General features: G+C 69.4%; 8 protein-coding genes. 7 read left to right on the top strand and 1 reads right to left on the bottom strand.

The genetic code is table 11. From position 1 onward, the window contains the following. The first annotated feature begins 32 nt into the window (after positions 1-32). The 7 genes from AP234_RS21865 to AP234_RS21835 all read left to right on the top strand — a co-directional run bounded on the left by AP234_RS21865 (position 33) and on the right by AP234_RS21835 (position 10,876). The gene (locus tag AP234_RS21865; protein ID WP_235558316.1) at positions 33-1,346 is read left to right on the top strand and encodes a carbohydrate-binding protein; all 1,314 of its coding nucleotides are present in this window, start codon (positions 33-35) and stop codon (positions 1,344-1,346) included. A gap of 166 nt (positions 1,347-1,512) precedes the next feature. Next, entirely contained in the window at positions 1,513-3,825 is a 2,313-nt protein-coding gene (locus AP234_RS21860; protein ID WP_235558315.1) for a tetratricopeptide repeat protein, read from the top strand. Positions 3,826-4,549: 724 nt separating this feature from the next. After that, positions 4,550-5,626: a quaternary amine ABC transporter ATP-binding protein gene (locus AP234_RS21855; protein WP_235558314.1), complete on the top strand. Its 1,077-nt coding sequence runs from the start codon at positions 4,550-4,552 to the stop codon at positions 5,624-5,626. A 5-nt stretch (positions 5,627-5,631) separates the two neighbouring features. Beyond that, on the top strand, positions 5,632-7,647 hold the full coding sequence (locus AP234_RS21850) for an ABC transporter permease subunit (RefSeq protein ID WP_235558313.1): 2,016 nt from the start codon (positions 5,632-5,634) through the stop codon (positions 7,645-7,647). Then, the gene (locus AP234_RS21845; protein WP_055481563.1) at positions 7,644-8,630 is read left to right on the top strand and encodes an ABC transporter substrate-binding protein; all 987 of its coding nucleotides are present in this window, start codon (positions 7,644-7,646) and stop codon (positions 8,628-8,630) included. The genes AP234_RS21850 and AP234_RS21845 overlap by 4 nt, the downstream gene beginning before the upstream one ends. A 244-nt stretch (positions 8,631-8,874) precedes the next feature. After that, positions 8,875-9,795, top strand: a complete 921-nt coding sequence (locus AP234_RS21840; RefSeq protein ID WP_055481705.1) for an ABC transporter substrate-binding protein — start codon at positions 8,875-8,877, stop codon at positions 9,793-9,795. A 298-nt stretch (positions 9,796-10,093) separates the two neighbouring features. Further along, a complete protein-coding gene (locus AP234_RS21835) occupies positions 10,094-10,876 on the top strand; it encodes an HNH endonuclease family protein (RefSeq protein ID WP_235558312.1) in 783 nt (260 codons plus the stop codon). 281 nt (positions 10,877-11,157) lie between these two features. Here the strand turns inward: AP234_RS21835 and AP234_RS21830 are convergent. Continuing rightward, the coding region (locus AP234_RS21830) for a CU044_5270 family protein (RefSeq protein WP_055481562.1) at positions 11,158-11,831 on the bottom strand (674 nt) is incomplete at its 5' end.

The following is an 11,831-nucleotide window of genomic DNA, read 5'->3' as shown; positions in this document are numbered from 1 at the left end:
GGAGAAATTCCTTAATTGTGGCCGGAGTCCTGGTGGCCTCCGGTCTCACGATTCCGATCGGCGCGGCCATCGCGGAACCGGCTCCGGCCGCACAGGCACCGGCGGCCCAGGCCGTCGTGGCCGACCCGCCGCCCGGCCTGGTCGCGGCGATGCAGCGCGATCTCGGCCTCAGCGCCGAGCAGGCCAAGACCAGGCTGGCCAACGAGCAGCGGGCGGGCCGTACCGAGTCGTCGCTGCGCGGCAGGCTCGGCGACCGGTTCGGCGGCGCCTGGCTGACCGGCGCCGACGCCAAGCTCGTGGTCGCCACCACCGACTCCTCCTCCGCCTCCGCGATCGCGGCCGAGGGCGCGCAGGCCAAGGTGGTCAAGCACCCGTACGCCGCCCTCGTCGACGCGAAGAACGCGCTCGACCGGGTCGGGAGCAGCGCGCCCAAGACCGCGCCGGTCTGGTACGTCGACGTGCAGAGCAACAGCGTCGTCGTGCTGTCCTCCGAGCCGGCCGCCGCGGAGAAGTTCGTCGCCGCCAGCGGCGCCGACCGCTCGCTGATCCGGGTCGAGCGGTCGGACGAGCAGCCGCAGACCTTCTACGACCTGCGCGGTGGCGACGCCTACTACATCGGCAGCGGCAGCCGCTGCTCGATCGGCTTCCCGGTCACCCGGGGCACCACGCAGGGCTTCGTGACCGCCGGCCACTGCGGCAGCACCGGCGCCTCCACCAGCGGCTCCAACCGGGTCGCCCAGGGCAGCTTCCAGGGCTCGTCGTTCCCCGGCAACGACTACGCGTGGGTCGCGGCGAACAGCAACTGGACGGCCCAGCCGTGGGTCAACCAGAACGGCGGCAACCTGACCGTCCGCGGCTCGAACGTGGCGCTCGTCGGCGCCTCGATCTGCCGGTCGGGCTCGACCACCGGCTGGCACTGCGGCACGGTCCAGCAGCACAACACCAGCGTCACCTACTCCCAGGGCACCGTCTACGAGGTGACCCGCACCAGCGTGTGCGCCGAGCCCGGTGACTCCGGCGGCTCGTTCATCTCCGGCGACCAGGCGCAGGGCGTCACCTCCGGCGGCAGCGGGAACTGCAGCTCCGGCGGCACGACCTACTACCAGCCGGTCAACGAGATCCTCTCGGTCTACGGCCTCACCCTCAAGACCACGGGCAACGGCCCCAGCCCGACCCCGACCCCGACCCAGACCAACAACCCCGGTGGCACCTGGCAGACGTACACCGCGTACTCGGCCGGCGCCACGGTGACCTACGGCGGCGCCACCTACCGGTGCCTCCAGGCGCACACCTCCCTGCCGGGCTGGGAGCCGCCGAACGTGCCCGCCCTCTGGCAGCGGCTCTGATCCACATGTCGCCCGTCAGGGGTTGATTTCCGCAGCGACCCGCGGCGCCGTACCCCCATGGTGCGGCGCCGTGGGCGTTTCATGACCATGCTGTTCAAGACCGTGCTGTTCACGCGGCACGGGCGATGACCGGAGGCCGGGTTTGGCGTCGTGGGCTGTTTGGGACATGGTCGGCGACCTGGCAGACTGGCTGCCCATGGACGTCGACATCTGGGCCTGGGTCGGTGGCACCCAGCGCGAACTGCACGAGACCGGAAACATGGGGCTGGCCATGGCGCTGAGCGACATCCCGGCGCAGGCGCTGGAGGGCCGATACGCCCAGCTGGACGTCATGGCGCCCGCCATCGCCCAGCACGCGGAGAGCCTCGAGCAGCCCTGGCTGGAGCTGTTCGCCCGCTACTGGCACATGATCGGGCGGGTGGGCGACCGGGCCAACGGCGCGGTCGCGCTCGGCGACGCGGCGGCCCTGGTGGAGTTCGCCGAACGTGCGGACGTCCGTGACTGCCCGTCCGCCTCCGCCGCCGTCGAGGTGCTGGCGATCACCCAGGCGAACACCGACGGTCCCGGCCTGGCGAGCGAGCGGATGGCCGCGCTCAACACCGCGCTCAGCGGAATCGGGCCGGATTCGCTCGCCTTCTCCGGTCTGACCACGCAGTACGTCTCCGCGCTGCTCGACGCCGGGCAGGCCGGCGAGGCCGTGGCCTACGCCGAGGCGGCCGTCGACCGGCTGCGCGAGGCGGGCCAGGAGGCGAGCTGGGAACTGGCCGCCGCCTCGGCCCGCGCGCTGCTGGCCGCCGGGCGGGCCCAGGACGCGCTGGCGGCGCTCGAGGCCGCTACCGGCTTCAAGCCGGACGACCCCGTGGCGAAGGACCGCCGCGAGGCCCTGCTCAAGTCGCTGATCCTGGCCACGGACGGCCGCATCGACGAGGCGGTCGAGGCGCTGCCCGACCTCGACGTCGTCGGCGAGCACCCCCGCGAGTGGGTGGAGTGGGCGCACACGGTCAGCCTGCTCGTGTCGAGCGGATCCATCTCCAACACCTGGCAGCTCGGCCGCATCCTGCGCCAGTGGATCACCTATTTCGAGACCATGGGCGGCCACCGCTCCCGCTTCGAGCTGGCGCTCACCGCCGGTCGGCTCGCCGTGGCCCGGCAGGGCATCTGGCAGGCCCGGCTGCTCGCCGACTACGCCGAGTCCGTGCTGGCCGACCTCAGCGGCACCGAGGGCCTCGCCGAGCGGGTCGCCGAGCTGCGTGCCGCGGCCGACGCGGAGGCCGAGCCGCCGCTGCCCGGTCCCAAGGACGAGCTGGTCGCCTACTTCGACGCCGCCGACGGCCGTACGGCCGATCCGGAGCGGTGGGTCGGCTGGCTGTGGCCGCTGTCCGGCACCGACCTGGAGGCGACCCGCCGGCACACCACCACCCTCGGGTTCCTCGGCTACGCCGCGACCGGCGCCGACATCTACTGGAAGACGATCGCCGAGGACGGCGACCCGGCCACCGCCTCGGACGAGGACATCGCCTACCTCACCAGCCTGCTCATCGAGTCGGGGCAGGACGAGCGGGTCGAGCGGCTCGCCGCCCGCCTGCCGGAGACCCGGTCGCACCTCACCCTGGCCCGGCTCCACCGCGCCCGCGAGCGCTGGGAGGAGACCGCGGCCGAGGCCGAGCGGGCCGTCGCCGCCGATCCGACGCTCGAGGCACGCCGGCTGTGGTCCGGCGCCGTCCAGCAACTCGGCGACAACGCCAAGGCCGCCGAGATCCTCCGGCCGCTGCTGGAGTCCGGCGAGGGCGAGGAGGAGGACACCTGGCGGATCATCGTCCTGTCCACCGCCATCGAGGACTGGCCGACGGTCCGGGCCGGGGCCGCCAAGCTGGGCATGCCGATCCAGTCGGCGGAGGGCCCGATCGAGGAGGAGTGGCACCTGATCCGCGCCATCCTGCCCGCCCCCGACGGCAGCCAGCGCGAGGTGCTCGCCGTACGGACCGGCCCGGCCACCGCCCGGCTGGCCGTCCCGCAGCCGCGTGGCATGGAGTACAACGCGGGCGACGTGATCGTCATCGATCCGCGTCCGCTGGAGCCGATCCCGGAGGACCCGCAGGAGCGTGAGAGCTTCGTCGTCCCCTTCGCCGGGGTGACGATGCTGCGGCCGGGCGGCTACACCAGCTGGTTCTTCGACGGGGCGGCCCCCTCCGAGGACGAGTGGGCGGAGTTCAACGAGGTGCTGGCCGAGCGCGGCTGGCCCATGTGGGTCTACAGCGATGAGAACTACACCGTCACCCACCCCGCGACCGGAGAGCGGCTCCCGGGCGTGTTCGGCTGGGTGGCGATTCCGCCGACGGTGCGTCCGGCTGAGCTCGACGCGGTGCTCGACGACGTCACCGAGCAGTGGTCCCACCCGCTGGCCTGGCTCGACCTGGCACGCGAGGTCGGAATCGAGGCCGAGCGGCACGAGCGCATCTCCAAGGAGTACGGCCTCTAGCCCCGCCACACCCCACCCCCACCCTCCCGCCCGTGATCTTGCGATTTCTCGCAGATCGGGCCCTGACCGGGCGTTTCGCGTTCGTGATCTTGCAGTTTCTCGCACGGATAGGTGCTGAGCTGCGTGAACACTCTTCGTGATCTTGCAGTCGCAACTGCAAGATCACGAACACGTAAGTGCAGGTCAGGTGACTCGTCTGCGAGGAAATGCAAGATCACCGATGGTGTTCGCCCAAGTCGGGAGGGTGGTCTGCGAGAAATCGCAAGATCACGGGAGTGGGGGCGGGGGTGTTCGGGGGTGCCCCTTCACGTGCCCGTACGGACGGACCTTGGGGTCGGGGCGTCGGCGCATGTGCGTCCGTTATCCGGTGATCCGGGTGTTCTCATGATCTGAGACGTGACCGCCCGGGAGATCACCGCGCGGTCACGATATGGCGATTAGGTAGTGTTTTTGGTCAAATTTGTGGCTCTTGGGGCCTAGCCTCATCTCTGTTGACAGACGAGATGATCGTTGTGCATTGCGCAACAAATGTGCGTATGCCCAATGAGGACTCGGCAGCCCCAGCTCTTCATCCACGGCCCGCGGATGGCGACATCCACACCGTGCTGCGGCGTTTCCGGGTGTCCGGGAAGCGGTGAGAAAGTGCTGTCCGCGCAGCGGGACATGGCTTTCGACGCGCGACCCGGGCCGCCTCACGGGTGATCGCCAAGTGAGGGGGATCAGAGTGAGCACAGCCGCGATCGAGGTTCGCGGGCTCTGGAAGATCTTTGGCCCCAAGGCCGACCGGATCATCGGAAGCCCCGACGCCGACCTCGACCCCGCCGCGCTCCGCGCCAAGACCGGCTGCACCGCCGCGGTCAGGGACGTCGGCTTCGAGGTCCGGCCCGGCGAGGTCTTCGTCGTCATGGGCCTGTCCGGCAGCGGCAAGTCGACACTGGTCCGCTGCCTCACCCGGCTCATCGAGCCGACGGCCGGAGAGATCGCCATCGGGGGGCAGGACGTGCGCGGCATGTCCGCCGGGCAGCTTCGTGAGTTGCGCCGCCACCGCGTCAGCATGGTGTTCCAGCATTTCGGGTTGCTGCCGCATCGCCGGGTCATCGACAACGTCGCCTACGGGCTCGAGGTCCAGGGCGTGCAGAAAGGCGTACGGCACGGCACAGCCCGCGAGATCCTCTCGCTGGTCGGGCTGGAGGGGCACGAGGACTCCTATCCGGAACAGTTGTCCGGGGGCATGCAGCAGCGGGTCGGCCTGGCCCGGGCGCTCGCCGTCGACCCGGAGGTGCTGCTGTTCGACGAGCCGTTCAGCGCGCTCGACCCGTTGATCCGCCGCGACATGCAGGCGGAGGTCATCCGGCTGCACCGCGAGGTCGGCAAGACCATGGTCTTCATCACCCACGACCTGTCGGAGGCGCTCAAGCTGGGCGAGCGCATCGCGATCATGCGGGACGGCGCGATCGTGCAGGTCGGCACGCCAGAGGAACTGGTCGGGGCGCCCGCCGACGACTACGTGGCCGATTTCGTGCGGGACGTCCCCAGGGCCCAGGTGCTGTCGCTGCGGTGGATCTGCCGTGAGCCCGAGTCCGGCGAGCCGCTGGACGGCCCCGAGCTGCCGGCCGACACGCTGATCCACGACGCGGTGCCGGCCGCCATGGAGTCGGCCCGGCCGATCCGGGTGGTCTCCGGCGACGACCTCCTCGGCATCGTCGACCGGGTCGACCTGCTGGCCGCCGTGGGACCGGACGCCGCCGGTCCCGGGACCGGATCCGGTGGGGTCCGAGTCGGCGCCGCCAAGGAGGTGTGACAGTGGTGACCGCATCCGCAGACACGCCGTCGCTGCCGCCCGTCTCGGCCCCGCCCGGCGTGGAACCGGCGCCGCCGGCCGGGTCGCCGCCGCGATCGCCGGCCCCGGCCGGGAACGGGCCCGGCCGTGCCTCCGGCCGCCTGGTCCGCTGGGCGCCGCCGATCGCCGGGGCCGCCGCGGTCGTGGCGCTCTACGCGGTGTTCAAGGACAGCGCCGTGCTGCCGCACGACGACGACGCGCCGCTGTTCCACTGGCTCAACGACGCCCGCGACTGGGTGGACGCGAACCGCAACAGCAGCCCGCTGTTCCTCTACGTCGTCAACTATGTCCGCATGTTCGTGGCGGAGCTGTACACGCTGCTCCAGACCGCCCTGACCGGACTCGGCTGGCCGGGCCTGATCGGGCTGGCGGGGGCCCTGGGCTGGCTGGCGGGCGGCTGGCGGGTCGCGCTCGTCTCGCTCGCCGGGTTCGGCGGCCTCGGCGTGCTCGGCTTCTGGGAGGCCAGCGTCGACACGCTCGCGCTGACCCTGTCCTCCGTGCTGCTGTCGCTGGCGGTCGGCATCCCCGTCGGGATCTGGTCCGGCCGGTCGCACCGGGTGCGGCGGGTCGTCACCCCGGTGCTCGACGTCATGCAGATCATGCCGACGTTCTCCTACCTGTCGCCGATCATCCTGCTGTTCCTCATCGGGCCGGCCTCCGCGACCATCGCCACGATGATCTACGCGATGCCGCCGGCGATCCGGATCACCTCCCTCGCGGTCCAGCGGGTCTCGCCCACGGCGGTGGAGGCGTCGGAGTCGCTCGGCGCGACCGGGTGGCAGACGCTGCGCAAGGTGCGGCTGCCGATGGCGGCCAACACGATCATGCTGGGGGTCAACCAGACGATCGCCGCGGCGTTGTCGATGGTGCCGCTCGTCGCGCTGATCGCCGCCCCCGGGCTCGGCGTCGACCTCCTGCGTGCGCTCGCCCGGGTCAACGTGGGCGCCGCCCTGGTGCCGGGCGTCGCCATCGTGCTCATCGCCATCGTGCTCGACCGGATCACCAGGGCGGCCGCGATCAGGCGTACGGCTTCCCGCGCACGCTCCGCGGTGGTCCGCTGGGGCGGCTTCGCCGTACTGGCCGTGCTGGGGGTCGCGCTCACCCCGGTCCTGGCACCGGAGTTCCCCGAGAAGTGGGAGATCCAGCTCGTCCGCCCGATCAACGACGTGGTGGACTGGATCGAGTCGAACTGGTACGTCTTCACCGGCTTCCTCAACGACACGGTGGCGTACGGCCTGCTCAACCCGCTTCAGGGCGTGCTGACCAGCGCTCCCTGGTGGCTGGTGACGGTGGCGGTGCTCGCGTTCGCCTGGCGGCTGAGCGGGTGGGCGGCCGGGCTGATCGCAGCGGGCTGTCTCGCCGGGGTCGCCGCCCTCGGCCTGTGGCAGCACGGCATGGAGACGCTGACCATCGTGCTGGTCGGCGCGGTCATCACGATCGCGTGCGGAATGGTGCTCGGAACCGTCGCGGCGCGCTACAGAAGGTTCGCCGCCCTGCTGCGGCCGGTCCTCGACGCCGCGCAGACCATGCCGTCGTTCTCCTATCTGCTGCCCGCCGTGGCGCTGTTCGGCAACGGCCGGTTCACCGCGATCATGGCGGCGTTCATCTACGCGGTGCCCGTGGTGGTGCGCCTCGTCGAGGACGGACTGCGTGCGGTGCCGCCGACCGTCATGGAGGCCGCCAGGTCGGCCGGCTCGACCGAGCGGCAGATGCTGTGGAAGGTGCAGCTTCCGATGGCGCGGAACTCGCTTCTCCTCGCCGCGAACCAGGGGATCGTCATGACCCTGGCGATGGTGGTGATCGGTGCGCTGGTGGGCGCGGGCGCGCTCGGATATGACGTCGTGGCCGGGATCTCGCAGCAGGAGGACTACGGCAAGGGCCTGGCGGCCGGTGTCGCCCTCGTCCTCCTCGGAATCATGCTCGACCGGATCACGCAGGGCGCCGACAGGCGTCGCAGCTCCCACAAGAAGAGGAACGCATGATGAAGTTACGGCTGTTCGCAGGTGTTCTCGTCCTCGCGCTCGGCGCGACCGCCTGCGGTGGAGCCAAGGTCGAGGACGACTCGGCGGCGGCGCCGAGCGCGAGCGCGGGCGGTTCGGCCGCCGGGGCTCCGGCGGGTGGCACCGTCAAGATGGCCATCAACGGCTGGGTCGGCTACGAGGCCAACGCCGCGGTGGTCTCCCACCTGCTGGAGCACGAGCTCGGCTACAAGGTCGAGAAGGTGACGCTCGCCGAGGAGCCGTCCTGGCAGGGCATGGAGTCGGGCGACGTCGACGTCGTCATCGAGAACTGGGGTCACGAGGACCTCAAGAAGAAGTACATCGAGGAGAAGGGCGTGGCCGTCGAGGCCGGGCCCACCGGCAACAAGGGTGTCATCGGCTGGTACGTCCCCGAGTGGATGACGCAGGAGTACCCCGACATCACCGACTGGAAGAACCTGAACAAGTACGCCGACGTGTTCAAGACGTCGGAGTCGGGCGGCAAGGGCCAGATCCTGGACGGCGACCCGTCCTTCGTCACGAATGACGAGGCCCTGGTCAAGAACCTGAAGCTGGACTACAAGGTGGTCTACGCGGGCAGCGAGGCGGCGCTCATCAAGGCGGCCAAGCAGGCCACCGAGCAGAAGAAGCCGCTGCTCATGTACTTCTACGAGCCGCAGTGGCTGTTCAACCAGGTCAAGCTCGTGAAGGTCAACCTCCCGGCCTACACGGAGGGCTGCGACAGCGACCCGAAGAAGATCGCCTGCGACTACCCGCCGTACGAGCTCGACAAGATCGTCAGCAAGAAGTTCGCCGAAACCGGCGGCAAGGCGTACGAACTGGTCAAGAACTTCTCCTGGAGCAACGAGGACCAGAACGCGGTCGCCGACGACATCACGAACAACGGGATGTCCCCGGAGGACGCGGCCAAAAAGTGGGTGGAGGCCAACCCCAACGTGTGGCAGGCCTGGATGCCGAAGAGCTAGCCGGGTCCGGCGATCGCGACCGGCGGAATCCGCCCGGCGCTCCCCAGACTTTTGGCTTCGGGACTCGTCCCGTCCGCTTCGCGCCGTATCGGCCGCGGTCCATCGGTCGCGGCCGATACGGCCATTCCGGTTGTGCAATACTCTGCCGGTGCCACGCGCAACGCTCCCGTAGCGCGCCCGCCGGCCGTTCGAGATCGATTCGAGGTCTACATTGAAGAGGGTCCGTCTCCTTGCCGGGTTGCTGATGATCGCGCTGACCATGACCGCGTGCAGCGGAAGTGAGTCGGATGACGGCGCCGGAGGGACCGCCGCGGGTGGTTCCGGGACCGTACGGCTGGCGATCAACCCCTGGATCGGGTACGAGGCCAGCGCCGCCGTGGTCGCCTACCTGCTGGAGCACCAGCTCGGCTACAAGATCGAGCTGAAGGAGAGCGGTGAGGCGGACTCCTGGAAGGGCTTCGAAGACGGCACAGTGGACGTGGTGATCGAGAACTGGTCCCACCCGGAGCTGAAGAAGGAGTACATCGAGGAGAAGAAGGTCGCGATCAGCGCCGGACAGACCGGTAACAAGGGCGTCCTCGGCTGGTACGTCCCGGAGTGGATGGTGCAGCGATACCCGGACATCACGGACTACCGGAACCTGCCGAAGTACAAGGACCTGTTCAAGACGGACAAGAGCGGTGACCTGGGGCAGCTTCTGGCCGGCGACCGGTCCTACGTGACCAACGACGAGGCGCTGGTCAAGAACCTCGCCCTGCCGTACCGGGTGGTCTACTCCGGCAGCGAGGAGGCGCTGATCAAGGCGGCGCAGGAGGCCACCGAGAAGAAGACGCCGCTCCTGATGTACCTGTACGAGCCGCAGTGGGTGTTCAGCCAGCTCAAGCTCGTCAAGGTCAACCTCCCGCCGTACGCCATCGGCTGCGACGCCGACCCGAAGAAGGTCGCCTGCGACTACCCGCCGTACCTGCTCGACAAGATCGTCAGCACCAAGTTCGCGCGGGAGGGCGGCAAGGCGTACGAACTCGTCAAGAACTTCTCGTGGACGAACGACGACCAGAACGCGGTCGCGTACGACATGGCGGTGAACAAGATGTCCGCCGAGGACGCGGCCAAGAAGTGGGTCGAGGCCAACAAGATCGTCTGGCAGGACTGGATCCCGGCCTGACCCATCGGGTCCCACCCCCGCTGATCCCACCCCCACACCCACCCCCGCCGTGATCTTGCGAAAACTCGCACTGGCTGTGACCTGCGCCGACACCATTCGTGATCTTGCAGTTTCGCGCAGGTAGCCCGGTCTACCTGCGCATTCGCACTCCGTGATCTCGCAGTAGGTGGGCGGGAGTGGGCGCGCCCACCGAATCCCCGACAAAGTTGACATCCGACAAGTCCGGATATTGCTGTCTTTGCCGTTTCTTGGGGCACTGCTATACCTAAGTGTGCGATTTCATGACTTAGGGGTGGCAGTGGGCGGTCGTGGAGCCAGGTTCGCCGCCGTCTCGGCGGCGGCCGCCATATTCGCCGGGGTGCTCGCCGGGTGCGGGCCCATCGAGGACGATCTCGGCCTGGGCCGCATGGGTCCGGCCGACAGCGGTGGTGGGGCGGGCAAGGAGGCGGCGCTCGGCGTCAGCCCGCTCAAGAATCCGGACGGCACCGGCCCCGGACTCGGACCGATCACCTCGGCCGGTGATCGCTCCGAGGCCCGTAAGCTGATCGACAAGGTGCGGACCAAGGGCCGCGGGCCGAAGACCGGATATTCCCGGGACAAGTTCGGGTACGCCTGGGCGGACAGTGTGGACGACGTCCCGTGGGGGCGTAACGGCTGTGACACCCGCAACGATCTGCTGAAGCGGGACGGCCGGGATATCGAATACCGCGAGGGCTCCAACTGTGTGATCGTCAAGATGACGATCTACGACCCCTACACCGGCAAGACCATCGACTGGACCAAGCAGGCGGCGGCGAAGGTCCAGATCGACCATGTGATGCCGCTGTCCTATGACTGGCAGATGGGTGCGTCACGGTGGAGTGAGGACAAACGCAAACAGATCGCCAACGACCCGCTCAACCTGCTCCCGGTCGACGGCTCCACCAACTCCTCCAAGGGTGACGCCGGCCCGGCGACCTGGCTGCCGCCGCAGCGGAGCATCCGCTGCTCCTACGCCGTGCGTTTCGCCCAGGTCTCCCTCAAGTACGACCTCCCGGTGACCACGGCGGACAAGGCGGCGATGCTGGAGCAGTGCGCCTGAACCCGAACCACCCCGCGTGATCTTGCGATTTCTCGCACCCCTCGCGCCTGACCTGGCCAAGTAGCATTCGCGATCTTGCAGAAACTCCCATTCGTGGCGGCTGACCCGCGCGACCGGCTTCGGTGATCTTGCATTCCGTATCGAACTGCAAGATCACGAATGGTATACGCGCAGGTCAGCCGCGTCGCGGCCACATTTCTGCAAGATCACGACAGGTGTTTCGCCTGGTGAGAGGGGATCTCTGCGAGAAAGTGCAAGATCACGCCACGGGGTTGGGGGGGTCAGCCGCCGTTCGCGCATTCGGAGGTGGGGTCGTCCACCTCGGGCGCGCTGTCGGCGACGGTCACCTCGAGCTGGGCCGTCGACGCGACCAGGCTGCCCACGGGGGACCTGGCCGCCTTCTCGTTCACCACGACGCCGCGCTCGCCGAGCAGTTCGTACGTCTTCGGGTCGAAGATGATGTCCTCTCGCACGCCTGAGGACACCCGGCCGACGCCGATGCCCCTGCGACCGGCGGCGTCCTGTGCGTCCTGGGTGACGGTGACGCCGGGGATCGTGGCGGCCGCCTTGAACAGCGCGGCGCGCTGGGCGGCCGGCAGATAGGTCTCCCTGAGCAGATCGCCCACCGCCGTCCAGGCCCCCACGTCCGGCGGGTTGTCGCCGCGCTCGCGCGAGTACAGGTAGTCGCGCATCCCCTCGGCGTCGGTCGGCAGCCTCCTCAGCGAGGTGTAGGCGGTGTCCCGTGTCGCACCGTCGCACACCGGCAACGAGGCCCACCAGGTGCCCTTCTCGCGGTAGGCGTCCTCGGGGATCGGCCAGCCGGGATAGGCGCGGGGCGCCAGGTTCTCGACCTTCAGTGCGCCGTCTCTGGTGCCGTCGGCGGACAGCCAGATCGTCCGCTTCGTCCGGTAGAGATAGCGGCTCTCCTCGCTCGCCTCCCCGGTGTCGGGGTCGG

Origin of the sequence: Sphaerimonospora mesophila, from assembly GCF_001417795.1 — a bacterium.
Lineage (GTDB): Bacteria > Actinomycetota > Actinomycetes > Streptosporangiales > Streptosporangiaceae > Sphaerimonospora > Sphaerimonospora mesophila.
The sequence above is the reverse complement of the archived record's forward strand: the minus strand, read 5'-3'. Positions and strand labels throughout refer to the sequence as shown.

What these genes read in the sequence shown, in the direction of transcription:
- AP234_RS21860 (WP_235558315.1), top strand. Translation starts at nt 1,513, where the DNA reads ATGGTCGGCGACCTGGCAGACTGGCTGCCCATGGACGTCGACATCTGG.
- AP234_RS21845 (WP_055481563.1), top strand. Translation starts at nt 7,644, where the DNA reads ATGATGAAGTTACGGCTGTTCGCAGGTGTTCTCGTCCTCGCGCTCGGC.
- AP234_RS21840 (WP_055481705.1), top strand. Translation starts at nt 8,875, where the DNA reads ATGATCGCGCTGACCATGACCGCGTGCAGCGGAAGTGAGTCGGATGAC.